Source organism: Maridesulfovibrio ferrireducens (genome assembly GCF_900101105.1).
Classification (GTDB): Bacteria; Desulfobacterota; Desulfovibrionia; order Desulfovibrionales; family Desulfovibrionaceae; genus Maridesulfovibrio; species Maridesulfovibrio ferrireducens.
On sequence record NZ_FNGA01000001.1, the window covers coordinates 744,130 to 762,879 of the forward strand.

General features: G+C 44.1%; 15 protein-coding genes. 3 read left to right on the forward strand and 12 right to left on the reverse strand.

Annotated features, from left to right (window positions below; translation table 11 throughout):
• Positions 1 to 33: 33 nt before the first annotated feature.
• Entirely contained in the window at positions 34 to 732 is a 699-nt protein-coding gene (locus BLT41_RS03335; RefSeq protein WP_244512185.1) for a carbonic anhydrase, read from the forward strand.
• Between the two features lie 7 nt (positions 733 to 739).
• Here BLT41_RS03335 and BLT41_RS03340 read toward each other — a convergent pair whose 3' ends face one another.
• From BLT41_RS03340 to BLT41_RS03355, 4 genes are all read right to left on the reverse strand, one after another.
• Positions 740 to 2,125: a sigma-54-dependent transcriptional regulator gene (locus BLT41_RS03340; protein ID WP_092158213.1), complete on the reverse strand. Its 1,386-nt coding sequence runs from the start codon at positions 2,123 to 2,125 to the stop codon at positions 740 to 742.
• 11 nt (positions 2,126 to 2,136) lie between these two features.
• Positions 2,137 to 3,540 (reverse strand): HD domain-containing phosphohydrolase, encoded by a 1,404-nt coding sequence (locus BLT41_RS03345; RefSeq protein ID WP_092158215.1) that lies wholly within the window; start codon positions 3,538 to 3,540, stop codon positions 2,137 to 2,139.
• 140 nt (positions 3,541 to 3,680) lie between these two features.
• Entirely contained in the window at positions 3,681 to 5,873 is a 2,193-nt protein-coding gene (locus BLT41_RS03350; protein ID WP_092158217.1) for a sensor histidine kinase, read from the reverse strand.
• A 19-nt stretch (positions 5,874 to 5,892) separates the two neighbouring features.
• Complete coding sequence (locus tag BLT41_RS03355; protein ID WP_092158219.1) at positions 5,893 to 6,501, reverse strand: DUF4390 domain-containing protein; 609 nt, start codon at positions 6,499 to 6,501, stop codon at positions 5,893 to 5,895.
• Positions 6,502 to 6,668: 167 nt separating this feature from the next.
• Between BLT41_RS03355 and BLT41_RS03360 the strand changes: the two genes are divergently transcribed.
• Together BLT41_RS03360 and BLT41_RS17390 are read left to right on the forward strand one after the other, a co-directional pair.
• Entirely contained in the window at positions 6,669 to 10,349 is a 3,681-nt protein-coding gene (locus BLT41_RS03360) for a DUF748 domain-containing protein (protein ID WP_092158221.1), read from the forward strand.
• A 29-nt stretch (positions 10,350 to 10,378) separates the two neighbouring features.
• Complete coding sequence (locus BLT41_RS17390; protein WP_170830297.1) at positions 10,379 to 10,549, forward strand: hypothetical protein; 171 nt, start codon at positions 10,379 to 10,381, stop codon at positions 10,547 to 10,549.
• A gap of 85 nt (positions 10,550 to 10,634) precedes the next feature.
• Here BLT41_RS17390 and BLT41_RS03365 read toward each other — a convergent pair whose 3' ends face one another.
• From BLT41_RS03365 to BLT41_RS03400, 8 genes are all read right to left on the reverse strand, one after another.
• Positions 10,635 to 11,201: a hypothetical protein gene (locus BLT41_RS03365; protein ID WP_092158223.1), complete on the reverse strand. Its 567-nt coding sequence runs from the start codon at positions 11,199 to 11,201 to the stop codon at positions 10,635 to 10,637.
• 140 nt (positions 11,202 to 11,341) lie between these two features.
• Positions 11,342 to 13,324 carry a transketolase gene (tkt, locus tag BLT41_RS03370; protein ID WP_092158225.1) on the reverse strand — a complete coding sequence of 661 codons (1,983 nt, stop codon included), beginning with the start codon at positions 13,322 to 13,324 and terminating at the stop codon, positions 11,342 to 11,344.
• A gap of 91 nt (positions 13,325 to 13,415) precedes the next feature.
• Positions 13,416 to 13,847, reverse strand: coding sequence for a ribose 5-phosphate isomerase B (rpiB, locus tag BLT41_RS03375; RefSeq protein ID WP_092158227.1), 432 nt, complete (start codon positions 13,845 to 13,847; stop codon positions 13,416 to 13,418).
• 144 nt (positions 13,848 to 13,991) lie between these two features.
• The gene (locus BLT41_RS03380; protein WP_092158229.1) at positions 13,992 to 14,315 is read right to left on the reverse strand and encodes a hypothetical protein; all 324 of its coding nucleotides are present in this window, start codon (positions 14,313 to 14,315) and stop codon (positions 13,992 to 13,994) included.
• Positions 14,316 to 14,336: 21 nt separating this feature from the next.
• Positions 14,337 to 15,149 carry a hypothetical protein gene (locus tag BLT41_RS03385; RefSeq protein ID WP_092158231.1) on the reverse strand — a complete coding sequence of 271 codons (813 nt, stop codon included), beginning with the start codon at positions 15,147 to 15,149 and terminating at the stop codon, positions 14,337 to 14,339.
• Positions 15,146 to 16,900, reverse strand: coding sequence for a tetratricopeptide repeat protein (locus BLT41_RS03390; RefSeq protein WP_092158233.1), 1,755 nt, complete (start codon positions 16,898 to 16,900; stop codon positions 15,146 to 15,148). Before BLT41_RS03390 ends, BLT41_RS03385 begins: the two co-directional genes overlap by 4 nt.
• The gene (locus BLT41_RS03395) at positions 16,897 to 17,685 is read right to left on the reverse strand and encodes an HD domain-containing protein (protein ID WP_092158235.1); all 789 of its coding nucleotides are present in this window, start codon (positions 17,683 to 17,685) and stop codon (positions 16,897 to 16,899) included. Before BLT41_RS03395 ends, BLT41_RS03390 begins: the two co-directional genes overlap by 4 nt.
• Positions 17,678 to 18,652, reverse strand: coding sequence for a sigma-70 family RNA polymerase sigma factor (locus BLT41_RS03400; RefSeq protein ID WP_092158237.1), 975 nt, complete (start codon positions 18,650 to 18,652; stop codon positions 17,678 to 17,680). The genes BLT41_RS03395 and BLT41_RS03400 overlap by 8 nt, the downstream gene beginning before the upstream one ends.
• Positions 18,653 to 18,750: the final 98 nt, after the last annotated feature.

The following is an 18,750-nucleotide window of genomic DNA, read 5'->3' on the forward strand; positions in this document are numbered from 1 at the left end:
AGATTAAACTTACCAAACCGGCGGAGACTCAAATTGAGAAAATCGTTTTCAATTTTTATAATATTAATCCTGCTATCGATGACAGCGGGAATTAGTTTTGCTCAAAACGGTTCCGCCATCCTTGATCAACCTTTGCTTGATGCGGATCAGGCCTTTGTACTTTTGAAGGAAGGTAATCAGCGTTTTGTAAAAGGTTCCAGTGTATATCCGAATCAAACTTCCCATCAGCGAAAAGTGCTGGCTCTGAAAGGGGAGCAGCCCTTTGCAACGGTTGTTACCGGAGCAGATTCGCGGGTAGATCCTGTGCTGATTTTTGACCGGGGGTTGGGTGATATTTACACAGTGCGGACCGCTGGAAATGTGGCAGGAACAGATACTCTGGCCTCTGTGGAATACTCAATGCTTGCGCTTGAAACACCGCTTCTTGTCGTCATGGGACACACAAGAAGCAGTATCATTAAGGCTGCGGTCGAAAAGATGCCCGTTAAGGGATATCTGGTTCAACTGATGGGTAAAATGGAGCCGGCCATAAAAATGACCAAGCTTATGTATCCTTCATTAAAAGGAAATGAGCTGGTTGATAAGGTTGCTGAAACGAATGTTCGGCAGGTTTTACGTGATATTTTAGGGCACTGCCCCGGAGTGCTTGATAAAGTCCGGTCAGGTAAAGTTCAGGTTATGGGAGCTGTTTATAATACAGATACCGGAGCCATTAACTGGCTCGGACCCTAATTTTTATCTAATCCGTCTGAATCTCGTAAGATTTAAGTTTGCGATATAATGAACTTCTTTCAAGTCCGACAGCTTCTGCCAGTTTTGAGACACTGCCGTTGAATTCTTTCAGTTTAGTTTCAAGGAACTGGGCTTCAAAGTCCGCGCGGGCTTTTTTGAAATCCAGTTGGCCTTCAGGAAGCGGAAGAGGCAGTTGATCCTGTTCGATACTTTCAACTTTGGGGTTGTCCGCAATCTCGGGGGGCAGTTTATCCGGTCCCACTTCCTTGCCGCCGAATATAATAAGCATCCGTTCCACAAAATTTTTCAGTTCACGGACATTTCCGGGCCATGCGTATTCGGACAGAACTTTCAATGCCGCGTTTGTAAACGTCAGCGGTTTGAATCCATGCTGTCTGTTGAGGCGGGTTATAAATTCTTCGATAAGTAGCGGAATATCTTCCGACCGGTCTCTTAGAGGAGCAACTTCGAGAGGGAAAACTTTAAGCCTGTAGTATAAATCTTCGCGGAAATTACCGTTTTTAATTTCCTGAAAAAGGTCTTTGTTTGTTGCAGCGATAACGCGCACATTCACATTGATTGTTTTACGACCACCGACTCTTTCAAAACACTGTTCTTGAAGAATCCTTAGTATTTTGGCCTGTGTTTTCAGGCTCATATCGCCAATTTCGTCGAGAAAGAGAGTTCCGGTGTCCGCCAGCTCAAATTTGCCTTCCTGTGCTCTTTCGGCTCCCGTGAAGGCTCCTTTTTCATGTCCGAAAAGTTCTGATTCGATAAGTTCTTCCGGTATTGCCGCGCAGTTTACGGCAACCAGCGGCCTGTCTTTACGAAGGCTTTGCGAATGGATTGAGCGAGCGACAATTTCTTTGCCGGTCCCGTTTTCGCCGGTGATGAGAACCCACGCGTCAGTCGGAGCAACTTGCCCGATAATTTCGCGCAAGGATACGATTGCTTCGGAGCGGCCTGTCAATTTGGCAGGTTGTTCAGTTTCAATACGGGTTCGCAGAGCTTTGTTTTCAGATTGCAAGTTCGAAAATTTGACTGCTTTTTCAGCAGTGATAACTACTTTTTCCAGTGAAAGGGGTTTTTCAATGAAATCAAAAGCGCCTTTTTTGATTGCAGAAACAGCTGTTTCGATATTTCCATGACCGGAAATCATCACTACGGGTAGCCAGTCCCATTCTTTTTTGATGCGGTCCAGAACTTCAAGTCCGTCCATTCCGGGCAGCCAGATATCCAGAAAAACCAGATCCGGCATATCGTCCGATATAGATTTCAATGCGTTTTCGCCGCTGTCAGCTTCGCTTACGGAAAAACCTTCATCTTCTAAGACGCCTCTAAGAGAATATCTGATTCCATCTTCATCATCGACTATAAGTATGCTTTTGCTCATTTGGTGTCCGTTTATTGGCCGAAGGAAAAAGTTTCGTTTTCAATAATATCTATACAGGCATCAACTACGTCCGCATCATATATAATTCCGCGTCCTTTTACAATTTCTGCGATAGCTTTACCAAATCCCAGAGCGGGGCGGTAAGGGCGGTGTGAACTCATCGCTTCCACAACATCTGCAACTGCTATTATTTTTGATTCAGGCAGAATTAATTTTTCCGATAGTCCATCCGGGTAGCCGGTTCCGTCAAGTCTTTCGTGGTGCTGTCTAACTATATCTGCAACAGGCCAGGGGAAAGAAATTCCTTTAAGGATTTCATAACCTATTTCAGGGTGAGTTTTTACTAAGCTCATTTCCAGATCAGTAAGTCTTGTGGGTTTTGATAAAATTTCAGCCGGGATAGAAATTTTTCCTACATCGTGAAGGATTCCGGCAATTTTGATGCAGTGAATTTTTTCTACCGGTAGATGAAGTTTTGCCGCTATTCTGGAAGCCAGTTCGGCAACCCTTTGCTGGTGCCCGGAGGTGTACGGATCGCGCTTTTCGGACATGGTAGCAAGGGCTGCTACAGTTTCGTCAAATGTACGGCGTAACCGCTTAAGGCTGTTTTTCAGTGCGACTTCACTTTCCTTGATCTGTGAAATGTCCCTGAATATAATAACAGTACCCATGATGATGTTTTTGTCTTGAATTTTGGAAATATTTACTGAAACAGGAATAGTTTTGGTTTTTGTTTTCAGAGCAATATTTTCAATTAACAGTGTTTTTTCAGGTTCTGACCTGAAATTTGTTAAAAGACTAATAGGTTTGAATGTTGAAGAATCCACCATATTGATTTCTTCGCTGAAATTTTTTGCGAAAAGGTCTTCAGGTGAAGATTCCAGCATAAGGGAGGCGGTTTTGTTCACGGATTTTATTATTCCGTTTTGGTCTGTCGTTATAACTGCGTCGCCTATGCTCTCAAAGGTTGTTTTAAGCCAGCGGCGATTTTCTTTGAGGGAACATTCCGTTTTGTGCTTATAAAGAGCTATTTCGATAGTCAGGTTTAATTCCCTGTCTTCAAAAGGCTTAATGATGTAACCGAAGGGTTCTGTTATTTTGGCTCTTTTCAGCGTTTCATTGTCAGCGTAAGCGGTAATATAAATTACCGGAATGGAGCAATCTCCGCTAATTGCTTTGGCTGCATCAATTCCGTCCAAGTCTCCTTCAAGCATTATATCCATCAGGATAAGGTCAGGTGCCAAGTGAAGAGCCATTTCAATGGCGGTTATTCCATTGGAAGCTATTCCGACTACAATGTATCCTAAGGCGACAAGTCTGCTTTTGATATCAAGTGCAACAATAGCTTCATCTTCTACGATAAGAACTCGTGGCATTTGATTGCTTGCTTCCGGTTTTTCTGGGTAGGGGATCATATAAAACTCGGTAGTTATAGCTGATCATATAATAAGGTATTAAGTCCAACAACAGCTAGACGCATCCAATTTGAGTTGGTTTATAGCTGATATAGTATAATCACGAGTTTTGATTTCAGGCAAGTGTAAGGAGTATTTTATTAGGTAGGAAGTTCGATAACAAATACTGTTCCATGCGGTTCAGCCGGTTTTACTCTTATAAATCCGCGATGATCGGTGATAATAGATTTTACAATGGTAAGTCCTAGGCCTGTGCCGCTTTTTTTGCTTGAAAAGTATGGTTCAAACATTCTGGAGCGTTCGTCCGAAGATAGACCCGGTCCGTTATCCTGAACCTCAATTCTCAACCATCCAAGTGTGGAATCGTGCATAGCGCTGATGTTTACAGCCGGATTTTCGCAGTCTCCCAGAGCCTCGGTTGCATTCGTCAGTAAATTGATAAGTGTTCTGCGCAAGGCTTCACGATCCAGTTCCAGATCCGGTATTTCTGATAATAATTCAAGATTCCACGAAATATCCGTGTGACTGTTGCGGTACATGCTGACAACTTCTTCAAGCAAAGGAGTGATACTGCCGGGCGTTAACTTCACTTCCGGCAGCTTCGCATAGGCGGAAAACTCCTGAACCATCTGCTGCAGATGTTCAACCTGCGAAATAATAAGGTCTGTACTTTCGCGGTAAACTTCGTCTTTTATCTGCGGCCCGAATTTTCTTTGCAGTCTTTGCGCTGACAATTTGATAGGGGTCAGCGGATTTTTAATTTCGTGAGCGATGCGTCTGGCTACTTCGCGCCAAGCGGCAATTCTCTGCATTTTTTCAAGCTCGGTAATATCTTCAAACACGGCAACAATGCCGTTACTGCCGCTTGTGGATTTGAGTGCGACAACATTGACCAGAAATTTGCGGTGCCGCCCGTCAACAGTAAGGGAAAGCTGTCTCTGCCATTGTGAATAAGGACTTGAGGCCATGTGAGACCTTGCATCTGAAATGAGAGACGCTAAATCTCCTTCAGGCAGAAGGGCCAATGGATCTTTTCCATGAACAAATCTGGCGGTAATACCGAGCATTTCTTCAATGGCATTGTTTACCGTGCTGATTTTTCCCTGCTCATCAAGAGAGATAACTCCCGCTGTGATGTTGTTGAGAACCGCTTCCATGTAACGGCCTCTGCGTTCGAGTTCCTGATTCTGCTGTGCCAGCCGTTCGTTGGCTGTTTTAAGGCTTTTCTGACTTTCTTCAAGGTCTTCAGCCATGCGGTTGAAGGACTGAACCATAAAACCCAGCTCGTCATCTGAGTTGTCCTCAAGGCGGACGGAAAGATCTCCGCGTGCAATTCGCTGTGAACCTGCCGCGAGAGCTTGAATTGGGGCGGATAATTCTTTTGAAAGTCTGAATCCGAACCAGATAGAGCCGAGAATAATGAGCAGTGTCGTTACACCGAGAGTGAGATACAGGCTCATCTTAAGGGGATATTTCAGAGTCTTGAGCTGTTTATATTCGTCAAGACCCCTGACGACTTTGTCCAGTTTAAAAAGCAGTCCCTGCCCGATATTTTCACCGAGGATCAGGAATCCGGTCCGTGCTTCATCAACAGGTAACACCCCGATAACCATGTCATTACCGGGCATTGGGTGTATGGTTGACCAGAAATGAGGGTGTTCTCTCATGTTGTCCCAGTCAACTTTGGCATTGATTTCAGACCATGCTTTTTCCCATGAACCTTCAGAATGCCAATTTATTTTTTCCCCGTCAGGCTGTATTACACCCAGAAGACCGAGATCATACTCGCCTAGTTTGGTGGCGAGAAAAAGGTTCATGGTCTTGCCGCCCCATGCGTAACGGCTTTCTTTGATGGCTCCCAGAATGTTGTTTCCTCTGCGTTCAAGCCCTTCCTGAGCCGAGGCGTAAAAGGCCCGGCCAAGTTCAAGTGATTGAACCATTGAGTCTTCGACCTGATTCTTAAACCAGTAGTCCACTGAGACCTGCACAAATTGCATTGCCATAAAAAACATAAGCAGAGTCGGTATAAGGGAAAGTGACATAAACGAGAGGACCATTCTCGTTCGAAGTTTTGAACCCAGCACTTTTCTGCGACGCTCTAAAAGCAGTTTTACTCCGTTGCGCACAACAATAAAAAGTACAACCAGCAGCAAAATGAAGTTCAGGTTGAAAAGTCCGACAAAGAGATAAGAGTTAACCCCGATATATTTGAGCTGAACAAAGCTTAAAGCCACGAAAATGAGAAGGCAGAGGAAGGCTAAAAAGTATTCCCGTTGTCTTTTCTTGCGTTGTTTTGTGTCCGGCACACTTACTTTGATGGATTTATCGGTCATAATAAATTTAAGTTCTTATCTAATATGTAAAGTCGAGCTGATATGTTGCGGAAGGAACAATGTCCCATGACCAGAAGAAAAGAGTTTTTTTCAACCATTCGGGAACGTCTGTCTGATCAAGGTGCACGTCAAGTTTGAGTCTGTAGCGCTCACCTCGTTTAAGAGTGCTCCACGGCCCTAAATCCATCACTATGGAGTCCCATCCTTTCTGGAGCAGCAGAGTGAGTTTTTTGTTTCTTAAGGGTGTCGTCTTTCCAGACTGTTCAAGGACAAAGTTCTTGGAGAGGGAATCGTAGAAAAGTTTATCGGAATATATTTTACTTGCAATCTTCGAGTTCGGCCACAGACTTTTATGAACAAACAGAGTTGCTTCACATTCAAGCTTCAGCCTGCCCCCGTTTTCAAGAGCTTCTTCTGTTTTTGTGTCACCTTTGAGATCCAGTCCGAACCGGGCCATGATCGCTCCGGCCTGATTGTCCAGAATCAGATTTTTTAAATCCAGCGAAGCCGCATTTGCAGGAGAAGAAAAGAACAGCATTGCGAACAGGGCACAGGTAATGACCAAAATATTAATTGGTAAAGTGTATGTTGAAGAGATTTTGTGTGTGGTCAGTTTTTCAGCCGTCATTTGGTGTCCTTTAAAAAGGTCTTTCTTTTAAGTAGACTACCAGTCACCCTTCAATTGTTCAACACTATGATTACTTATGCATTAAATTTAGAGTTGAACTGTCTTTTCGTGAAATTATAATGTAAAAGACAGGGATAAAGGTTAATCAGATAGTGACGGAGAGTCATATGTTAAAAGAGCTATATACCAAATGGAAGAATATTGATCGCAGAATCCGCTGGGCCACGATTATTTCTTCAGTATTGATTGTATACACTTTAATCGGTTTTTTGCTTGTTCCGGTTGTATTAAAGAGTGTGGTCAGAAATAAGTTACCTGAGTTGTTAAACAGACCTGTAGAGATTCAGGATGTTGATTTCAATCCTTTAACTCTGCATTTGTATCTTGAAGGGTTTAAGCTTGGCAAAAAGAGTGGCGAAGGGAATCTTTTTGCTTTCAAGTCTTTTGATGTGAATTTTGATTCATTCTCAATTTTCAGGCTTTCTGCCGTATTTGATGAAGTCAAAATATGTGATCCGCAAGTGGATATTACCATTTTCCCGGACGGCAGCAGTATTTCAGACCTTATCCCGGAAGCGGAGGAGGAAGCGGTTGCGGAGCAGGAAGAGACAAGTCTTTTCCCGTTCATTATCCGTGATTTTGTAGTCAGCAACGGGACATGCACAGTGCATGATGATTTTAGAAATTTTAATCATCGAATCACTGGTTTGAATCTTATTGTTCCCTTCACCTCATCACTTTCCAGCGATAGTGATGAATTTGTTCAGCCTTCACTTGAAATGGTTATTAACGGCACTCCTTTTGAGTTGAAGGGCAATACTCTGCCTTTTAAGGACACGCGTAGAACTGAGTTCAATTTCACTCTCGATAAGGCCGCACTCGGGGAATATTGGATTTATCTTCCTATTTATAAAACAACTGTGCTCAAAAGCGGAAATCTCAGCGCTGATTTAAATTTGATATTTGAGCGCAGTGCCAATTTGCTGCCGCGAGTTATGTTCGGAGGAAAGTTAGTTGTTAACGATTTTGACTTGGCGGACAAAAAGGATCTTTCGCTTTTAAAGTTTAAGCAGCTTGATATTGATTTCGCGGAACTGAGTCTTTTGAGAAGAATTTTAAAAATAAATACTGTTAAGTTAACAGATCCATTCTTGAAGATAGGCCTTAAGCCCGACGGTTCTCCTGATATACTGGATTATCTTCCTCAGCCGGCAAAAGGTCGTCAGAATGCGACGGTTGCGGCTGTTCCTCAAAAAGAGGACGAAAAAGGCCCGGATTTGCTGGCGGAAATTGCAAGTTTGAACGTTATCGGAGGGTCTGTAGATTTTACGGATAAAGCTTTCGGTAACGGATTTAATAAGCTGATCGGACCTCTCTCGGTTACTGCAAATAACCTCAGCACCGCGAAAGATAAGGCTGGAACATACAGCGTTAAGGTGGGCACTGAGGGCGGCGAAGTTGTAACCGTTGACGGTTCATTGGGGATTATTCCTCTAGTGGTCAAAGGGTTTGCCTCAGTTAAGAATCTTAATGTGCCTGACTATCATAAATATTTGGAACCCTCTGTTCCTCTGGCTGTAACGTCCGGTAAAGTCGGGCTGGGGGCAAACTTCAGTATTATTCCTGACAACAACGGACTGGTTCGTCTGGAAGGTATAAAGGTGGACGTGAAAGATCTTGAGCTTAGTCCGAAGGGCGGAGGTGATCCTCTGATCGGGCTGGGCGGGTTTGCCGTTTCCAACGGAACTATTGATGTCGGTGAAAAGTCGGTGTTCATAGGTTCAGTTGATTTGCATAAGGCTCTGATAAAATTGATGCGCGATAAGCAGGGGGTTGATCTTCTAAAGCTTATCGAAAAACATCAGCAGGAAGCCGATGCTGAAAAGGAGATTAAGCCCGTCGCGGATGAAGATTCAGATAAATCCGATGCGGGAGGCTGGAAGGTTGCTGTAAACAGAGTAAGTCTGACAGAATCATCTTTTGAATTGACCGATAAAGCTGCAACGAAAAAAACTTCAATCAGTATCCGTGAATTGAAGGGCGGCATCAAGGGAATCAGCTTTCCTGAGAACAAACCTCTGAACCTTGTTTTAGAGGGGGTTATCAATAAAAGAGGAAAGTTAAAAGTTAGCGGACAGGGCGTGTTGTCGCCTGTGAAAGTTACAGGAGATTTGGCTGTCCGCAAGCTCAGGCTACGTGATTTTAACGGCTATCTGCCACCTGAAATGCAGATGAATATTGCGCGCGGACATATTGATGTGTCCGGCGGGTGGGCTTTTTCCGCTGAAGATAAGCCTGTGGCAACTTATAAGGGCAAGGCGCAGGTGAAAGATCTGTTGCTGCGCGATAACAAAGGAGATCGCCAGTTCTTTCATTTATTTGAACTTGCTGTAAGGGACATAGATTTTGTTTCAGATCCTCTTAAGGTTGAAGTAAGACTTATAGACGTGCTTTCGCCTGAGCTTAATGTTGAGAAAGAGGCAGACGGCACTTTTAATATTTCCAGAATTCTCACAGGTCAGCTTGCAGTTCCCGTTGATGAGAAGGTGTTGGAGGAGCAGGCTGAAAAGGCTGCTGAAAAAGTTGTTGTTATGTCAGCCGGAGCTCCTGAACCAAACGCTTTAGTTGCTAACTCAACAGCGCAGGGAACAAGGAATGGAGCTAGTGCTGATAATTTTATTTTTCTGAATAAGATAGCTATGACTAACGGAACAGCTATATTCAAAGATCATACTGTTGAGCCTGCTTTCGAGCTTGATGTCACTAAAATGAGATCTGCCGTGCGCGGGCTGGAACTTCCTAACGGTAAGCGAACGGAGCTGTCGTTTAATGCAACAATTGATCAGCAGGCTCCTTTGGTCGCGGAAGGTTATCTTCAGCCTACGGAAGACGGCGCTGATACTGATTTAAAAGTTACTCTCATCAATCTGGATATGACTCAGCTTTCGCCTTATACCAGAAAATATATAGCCTATCCGGTCAGCACCGGAATGCTCAGTGCGGATGTGGGCGTCAGTCTCAGGGGTAAACTTTTATCCACCAACAATGTGCTTGATATTTATCAGTTCGAGGTGGGCAAAAAAGTAAAGAGTCCCGATGCTCCGAATATTCCTATCGGGCTCGGTTTAGCGTTGCTTAAAGACAGCAGCGGGAACATACGCCTTGATATCCCTGTTGAAGGTAACGTGGATGACCCTCAGTTCCGGCTGGGCAGAGTTATCGGGCGCGCTATTCTTAATGTTTTGGTTAAAGCTGTAACTTCGCCATTTGCGCTGATCGGAGCAATGTTCGGCGGCGGCGAAGATATGGATGTTCTGGTTTTTGAACCGGGCATAGCAGTGCCGAAGGAAGCATCAAACTCAAAAATTGAATCGGTTGCCAAGGCGATGAAATCCCGCCCGGGTCTTAAACTTGAGATCAGCGGGTTTACTTCACCGCAAGATATCCCCGCGCTCAAAGTCGCAATGTTTAAAAGAATGATCGCAATGCCGAAGTTTCTGGAACTTGAAGAGGACAGCAAAGCTCCGGCATCGATTGATGATGTGGTCATAAGTGAAGAGGAATATCCTGATTATCTCGAAGATGCGTACGAGAACGCTCCTTTTGAAAAGCCTAAGAATTTCTTGGGAATAATTGAAAGTCGTCCTGTGCCGGAAATGGAACAGGCCATTCGGGATAACATAAAAGTGACGGATACGGATTTGGCAGATCTCGCAAGGGAAAGAGCTGAAAAGGTCCGTGTTATCTTAATTTCTGAAAAGGGTGTAGAATCCGAACGGGTTTTCCTCAAAAGAGCAGCAACCGGCAAGGGGTCCGGCCCGAGGGTAGAACTCGGGTTGCAGAATTAAAACCTTAAACCGATTAGGAGTGGTGTCTCATGAAAATTATGAAAAAATTAGTGTTTGTTCTGTGTCTGGTCGCATTTATGTCAGTCGCTTATGGTTGCGAAAAAGAAGGCCCTGCTGAAAAAGCGGGTAAGAAAATGGATCAAGCCTTAGATAATGCCGGGGATTCTTTGAAAGAGATGGGTGATAAGATTAAAGAGTAAGTATGTTTTTTTAGTATGAAATTGAAAGGCCGCTGGAACTTTGGTTCTGGCGGCTTTTATTTTGATGAGAGGAACGAATAGCAGGTTAGAAATTAAAATGTTCTCTGTGGATTATATTTTTAGAGATGGTTTTACCTTTTGAAGTGATTACATATATGTATATATTTTCTGTTGTATAGATTGAAATGGTGAATACTGCATCTATGTTTTTACCATACGATGTGGCCTTGCTGTCTTCATTGGTTTGAAACTGATTTATAAAAATGTTGCATATAGAATCTTTTGAATTTTCTTTTACTACATCTCCAATTGCAATTGCTGTAGCTGCCGTTTTATCAATCCTATAAGGTTTATTTTTCGAGAAGAGATTGTTGATTTTTTTTGTAATTGAAATCCAGGCATCAATATTTTTATTAATACGTTTGCCTTGGAAAAATATAGCGAGAGAAGCAAGCCCTATTTGGGCCAGTTCTGGGAGATCCGTTAGAAGGGAAACAACTAGTGCAGGAAGGTCTGCTCCATGCCCAACGTCCGTTTCCTTGATCTCATAATTGGGGTCGATTTCACTTAGGGCGTTTAGGATTGTTTTGTGCTTAAATTTTCCTTCTTCACCAAATTCCTCATATGAATAATCAAGATAAATGAGTTTCATGGCTACTCCTTTTTTGAATTATTGTGTTTTTACATCAGATTGAAATTTTAGTAAATTTTCAAGTAATTTTATATTAAACAAAAAAAAGCCGCTGAAACAAACGTTCCAGCGGCTTTTCCAATTCTATTTATAGATCAGTATTAGAACTGATTCTTCATAATCTCAGCGAGGTTACCAGCGGTGAAGCCGTATTTCTCAGCGAGCTGGGATGCAGGTGCGGATGCGCCGAAGTGGTCGATTCCGAGCACTGCTCCGTCGAGGCCCACGTATCTGTACCAGATTTCAGGACGGCCAGCTTCTGCTGCAACACGTACTCTTACTTTCGGGTCTAAAACGGAGTCTTTGTAAGCCTGATCCTGTTCTTCGAACAGTTCCATTGACGGCATACTAACTACGCGAATTTTCTTGTCTTTGATTAGATCAGCTGCATCGATTGCAAGGGATACTTCTGATCCTGCTGCGATAGCGATCATGTCTGGGGTTCCTTCGCAATCTTTTACGATGTAACCGCCGCGCTTAACGCCTTCTTCAACCTGCGGGAATTCGACTTTATCCATCACAGGCAGTCCCTGACGGGTCAGCATGAGGCTGGAAGGACGATCAGTCTGGCTTATAGCAATCTGCAAACATGCGGCAGTTTCTCTTGCGTCGGCAGGTCTCAGGATCAACATGTTCGGGATGAGTCTCAGGGAGGCTACATGCTCGATAGGCTGATGAGTCGGGCCGTCTTCACCTACATAGAATGAATCATGTGTATAGATGTAGAGAACTGGCAGTTTCTGTAGCGCGGACATTCTCATACCGTTTCTGCAATAGTCAGAGAAGGTGAGGAAAGTTGCGCCGAAAGGAATTACGCCGCCGTGAAGGGCCATACCATTCATGATAACGGACATTGGAAACTCACGAACGCCGAAAGCTAAGTTTCTTGCGCCGTAACCGTCTAGTGCGAAATCACCCATTTTTTTGCGGAAGTTCGCAGTCTGGTTGGATGGGTCAAGGTCAGCGGAACCACCTATCAAGGTAGGAAGCTCGTCGGTGATAGCATCAAGGCATGCGCCCCATGCTTTTCTTGTCGCCATGGACTGACCGGATTCGAATTCTGGAAGATTCAGTTTAATTTCGTTGCGAGGCTTGAAAGCTTCTGCCCAGAAATCAGCGATTTCTTTGTTTCCGGCTAGGATGGATTCAAGCTTGGTCTGCCAGTCTGCGGACATTTTCTTAAGTTCTGGGAAGCGTGTGCGGAAATGTGCAACAACATCTTCAGGAACGTAGAAAAGTTCGTTTTCAGGGAGACCGAAACATTTTTTAGTAGCGGCAATTTCTTCATTGGAAAGCGGGCTGCCGTGTGTGCAGTGGTCGCCTTCGCAAGTTGCTGCTCCGGCTGCCATTTTGGTCTTACCGATGATGAGTGTCGGTTTACCGGTTTCAGCCTGACCAGCTTTAACAGCGGCGCGGATTTCATCGTGGTTATGACCGTCTACTTCCAGAACTTGCCAGCACATGCCTTCATAAACTTTTTTGAAGTCTGTGCAATCACAACGGCTGGTTGGTCCTGCTAGCTGGATGTCATTGCTGTCGTAGAAAACTATGAGTTTGCCGAGTTTCCAGAGTCCTGCAAGAGCAGCTGCGCCTGTGGATACAGGTTCCTGGAAATCACCGTCAGATGAAAGAACGTATGTGTAATGATCTACTACGTCGTCGTTGGTTTTAGCGTTAAGGAACGCTTCAGCAGTCGCCATACCTACACCGACACAGAATCCCTGTCCGAGAGGTCCGCTTGTTGCTTCAACACCGGGGGTGACATCATGTTCAGGATGACCGGGAGTGATGGAACCAAGCTGACGGAACTGCTTAAGGTCTTCAACTTTAATCAGACCGGCTAAGTGCAGTAATCCGTAAAGAAGTGGGGATTCGTGACCTGCTGCGAGTACGAAGCGGTCTCTGTTTTCCCAGCTTGGGTTGGTTACGTCGTAGCGTAAGAAATCTTTATAGAGGACGTATGCAAAGTCCGTAGAAGACATGGAGCCGCCGGGATGACCCGAGTTAGCCTTGCGGATAGAATCCATGATCAGGCCTTTAATAACGTTAACTGCTTTCTGGTCCATCTGACTGTTGTTACCCATTGTGAGTGTTCCTCATAAAGTAATGGTAAATTTTTGGTAAGTTTTCCAAAGGGGATTATCTCCTTTGGCGGGGAAGCGAGAGGTATATATCTTAAAGCTGATCGAAAAGATTGATTCTGCGCATGTGACGTTCACCTTCAAATTCGGTGGTCATATATGCACGGATAATTTCTTCAGCAAGGCCTTGTCCTATAACTCTTTCACCGAGACACAAAATGTTGGCATTGTTGTGTGCGCGGGCCATTTTAGCCATATATTCGTTTGTACACATAGCGGCGCGGACACCTTTATGTTTGTTTGCAGCCATAGACATGCCTAGACCTGTGCCGCAGACGAGAATTCCGAGCACATCGTCGGAAACTTTTGCAGCGACTTTTGCAGCATAGACGGGATAGTCGCAGCTGACGGCGGATTCAGGACCGGCATCTTCAACCTCGTACCCCATTTCGGTGAGCACTTTCTTGGCGAATTCCTTGAGAGCAAAGCCCCCGTGGTCTGATCCGATAACTACTTTAGCGGCCATCTTCATCTCTCCTGATTCTGTAGATTTACAGTCTGCTTAAAAATAGCATTTGTCCAAACGCCATAAAAATCTCAAGCGCCAGTAAGCCGTTAACTACCTGTCGATCTTGAGATTCTAAAGTGCCCGGAATCGAAGTTTTTTGAACTACAATTCCATATTACGTTCGTTGTCGCGATGTTTAACATCACGCTTTGCAGCCTGCTCTTTCTTGAGTCTGTTGATTTCTTCTTTGAAAAAATCAATTTGCTTTCTGCAAAGTTCAATATCGCCTTCTGCGTCGTCGCAATTAAGCTTTCCGAGAAGGGCGTATTCTCTTTCGAGACGTTTTTCAAGCTGGCTGACTTCGAAATTTCCGAGCAATCTGCTGAAAATAGCCTTTAATTCTTGAGTCCAGACGGTTAGACCCTTCTTAAAATTATCAATAAGTCCTGTAGCTTTGTCAGTACAAGAGCAGTTCTGGTCACTCATTTTATAGACTCCATAACAATGCTAATTATTTTTTGAAGAAATATTATTATTCGCGTTTTGATCAAGTTTTATGGTCTCTGTTCCATCAGGAAGAGCCATTTCAAGAGATTTTTCGGTCCATTTACGGTTTGTAAAAGATCGGGATTTTATCCGCAGCACGGCTTTATTTCCGTTTTCAGTATAAACGGTAATTTTATCCGGCAGATTTTTACCGGAATCATCCAGTTCATAGGATTCCATTTTCATTTTCCAAGGCAGCTCTCCGCGCCCGGTAATTTCTGTTGGAAGTCCTTGTTCCGTAAGCGTTATTGAACTGACTGGCCCTTTATCATAAAGATAAAGCAACCCTTTGCGATTCTTATCAAGTGTAACTGTATCGAATGTGTTTGGAATGAAATCGGGATAACAGCCGGCGATAAGTCCTGCAAGATCTTTCAGGGAGAAAGGAAATGGCAGTCCCAGCATTCTGACAGCCCTTTCGGGTGAGGAATGTGAATACGCTGTGTTTTGATCCGGGTAAAAAGCAGTCAGTCCTTTTTTATCTTCAAGAATGTGAGCGAGATACGTTCCGATTCCGGCCCTTACATCAAGGCGTAAAGGAGATCCGAGATCTCCCCACAAGTTCATTATTGTCCGGTGTCCTTGTTTCTGCGCTGTATAATAGAGGCTGGCTGTGAAGTTCACTCCTGTGGCATTACAGGTGCCGAATTCATTTCTGAATTTTGAGTAAACTTTATCCGGGTCATGAAATTGTAAATTTCTGGAACTACATCCGGCGGCCATAGTTGCTACGGCCAGAATAAGGATTGCAGTCCTCCATAATTTGGAAATCATAAGGAATCCAGTTTCCTGCGCAGTTCACTATTATTAGGAGCGAACTTAAGAGCTCTTTTGTAGGCTTTTGCAGCTTCCTTCTTGTTTCCCATGGCAAGAGCAATATCTCCGTAATGTTCCCACAACTCCGGCTGCCTTGGCTGAAGAGAAAGAGCACGCCCGATGTTTTTCCAAGCTTCATCAAAATTTCCGAGGCGGTAATGAACCCATGCCAAGGAATCTACTATGAAGCCGTTGTCCGGCTCAAGCTTGTTTGCTCTGGATATCAAAACCATTGCGCGATCAAGCTGTTCATTTCTGTCGGCAAGAATGTATCCGACAAAATTGAGTGCGTCTGCGTGATCCGGGTGCATGGATATTGTTTTTTCCATGTACTTCAAGGTATTGTCTATGTTGCCTTTTCTTTCTTCTATTGTGCCCAGCTGAAAAAGGATCTGGGGAGAATCAGGTATATTCTTGTATCCTCTTAAAAGAGTTTCTTCAGCTTTTTCAGGCTGCTTAAGCTCCATATAAAGAGCTGCTTCTATTAAAAAGAAGTTCGGATTATCGGGAAATTGTTCCTGTCCTTTTCTAAGAACGGTCAAAGCTTCCTTATCCTTTTTCAGGTCGATAAGCAGGTGTGCTTTGAATTGCAGACTGCGATCGTAATGGTCGCTGCTCGGTTTTACTTTGTTCAGGAAGTTAAGAGCCTTGGCGGGATCTTCTTCTCCTTCGTAGGCAATTGAAGCCTTGAAAAAGTAATAAGCGTCAGGGATTTCTTTTTCCAGTACAAAAATATCAAGGATAGTCGAGGCCTGTCCGTAGAATTTGCTGTTCAAGAAAATTTGTGCCGAATCGAGTAGGAAAGCTGTGTTGCGCGGGCCTTCCAGTACCAGCGACAGCCCTCGGTCGGGGTTGTTCAGCTTAAGGCTCAACTCTATAAGGCGCAGGCGGATATGGTTGGATGCTTCAGGGAATTCGAGCATCTTTGTGTAAATTTTTTCAGCTGCGTCATAGTCTTTTCCAAGCTCATATAGATAAGCCAGTTCGCCCCATGCTTCGAGGTAGTCAGGCTTTACTTTAACAGCTTTTTGCAGAGCTCTGATGGCTTGCTTGGTCAGTCCGAGTCCTGCACTTGCCTTTGCGTAATAATACAGAATTTCGGTTGTCCGTTTTTCTGCCGGAATAACTTTCAGCGTATCAAGAGCCTGTGCAAATTTTTTCTGTTCAAGCAGAATACGGGCAAGCTGGGTTATGACAATAAGATCATCGGGATGCTTGTGTATATATTCCTGGAGAACACTCTCAGCGTCCGTAGTTCTGTTTTCAACAAGGTAGGTGCTGGAAAGGCTCATAATCAGTTTTCGATCTTCAGGGAATTTTTCGAGGCCTTCCTTGAGAGCTTCCCGCGCTTCGTCAATTTGCTGGGCTGCCCAGAAAAGAGATGCTTTTTCAGCGTAAAGCTGAGCTTTGGGGTCAACTTTCAGGATGCGGTCAACAACAACGACAGCTTCCTGCTGCAGACGTGCGGACTCAACGGCTGCTTCCTGAGACCTGTCCCCGCTGCGCATGATCTGACTAAGGCGTGACAGGTAATCCTGATACACAAGGTAGTCAAAAGTCAGCTGAGTCTCGGGGGTTAATTGCGGATTTGCAGCCGAGGAGTTAATTCCGGTTTTTGCAGCACAACCGCTCAAAGCAATAACAAAGAATATAGCTAGAACTGCGGCAGAAGATATTGCTTTGCAATGTGTAGATGCTGGATAAATCATACAATAGGGTTTTGTTTTTTATAGGTAGAGTATTTGGGTGATTCTGATAATTCAATCAGACGCTTGTAAATCTTGGACCCGATAGTCATGCCTTGATCTATCATTTCCGGACCGTACTTTTTACCGGTATCGGTTCTGAAAGTGGATTCAATGGATTTTATCATATCCAGACCTTTGGGGAATTTTTCAATAATTTCCTGTAGCGACCAGTCTTCGTAGTCACAAATTTCCCAAAGAGTTGTTGAGAAATTATCTGGTCCCCATCGGAATTTGTCAGCGTCGTAGAGTGCGCCGCTTAACAGTTCCAGTTCCGGGTCGTCGATGATGGGGCTTGCAGGTTTGAAAGCTTCGTGCCGGGCAATAGATTCGGCAATAAGATCTTTGCTGCGCCCTGAAAGCGGATATTGATTCAGGATGACTCGTGAGGTTTCCGCTCCGCATAATGCGTGGTCTTCATCCAGTCTGCAAATGTCATGAAGAAGTCCGCAGAACTGGGCAAGCAGAACAAGTTCTCTCACAGTGTCAGGAGGCAGATGATCTCCGTTTTTAAGAACGATTGCTCCGGCTTCTATGGCCACTTTTTTAGAGTGGTAAATGCCGTGAGCATATTCATCATAAAGAAATGGAAGAACATCTTCCTGTAATCTGATTACAAGTGGATGATCAAAAAACATGCCGTGTGAAAATTCAAGCTGAGTCTCAGCATCGCGGTAAAATTGCGGTGTAGGGAGAGCGGCAGCTAAATTTTTGGCTTCTTTTTTCAGTTCAGTAAGGAGTTTATTCATTATCAGGTATCCAATCTTCAGAAAAATCTTTTACTGTTTCGGCTAGATGGTCTCTCAGCTTGTTTAATAACCGAGCTTCAATCTGGCGGACTCTTTCTCTAGTCACTCCGAATTCTTCACCTATTTCTCTAAGTGTGCGCGGAGAGTCAGAGAGCAACCTGTCGTCTAAAATAACTTGTTCTTTTTCATTTAATTTCGGAGCTACTGTTCTAAGCTGTTCAAGAAGTAAGGTGGAAATCTCCTTATTAGCAAGAGTTTCTTCTATGCCCGGTCCTAAATCCGGTAAAAAATCCATACGGGTGGCTTCTGAATCCTCTCCGAACTTGAGATTCAGGGAAAGGTCATTCTTCGCCAGCCTTTTATCCATTTCCGTAATCTCTTCTTCGGTCACATTGAGATTTTCGGAGAGCACTGATGTTGTCGGGTCGAAGCCAAGTGTCTGAAGTCTTTGGCGTTCTTTGTTCAGGTTGTAAAAAAGTTTGCGCTGGGTCTGGGTGGTTCCGATTTTAACCATGCGCCAGTTATCCATGATATATTTAAGGATGTAAGCTTTTACCCAGAAGGCTGCATAGTAAGAAAATTTGATACCTTTATCAGGGTCAAATTTATTTACCGCCTTCATAAGGCCGACATTTCCTTCCTGAATAAGATCCAGCACATTCTGCATCCAGCGGCGCTGGAAGTCCATGGCGATTTTAACCACCAGCCTAAGATGTGAAGATACAAGGCGAAATGCAGCTTCCTGATCTCCGTTTTCCTGCACTCTTTTTGCCAGTCTGAATTCTTCTTCAGGCTCAAGCAGAGGAAAGCGGCTTATCTCATTAAGATAGAGATGCAGCGGATCTTTGGTGGCTACTTCGCCTTTTGCTCTCGGAGTCGGTAGAAAATCGGGTTTGACATCTATGACATCGTCCTCGTCTTCTATAAGTTCCGGAACTATTGGTTCATTTTCTTTTTTTGATTTCATTGACCGGGTAATTTTCCTGTGCGGCTGATATTATTTGAACTTTAGTTTACATTGATGATCATATTTAGAACTTATAAGGATATAGTTTTTATTTGTCC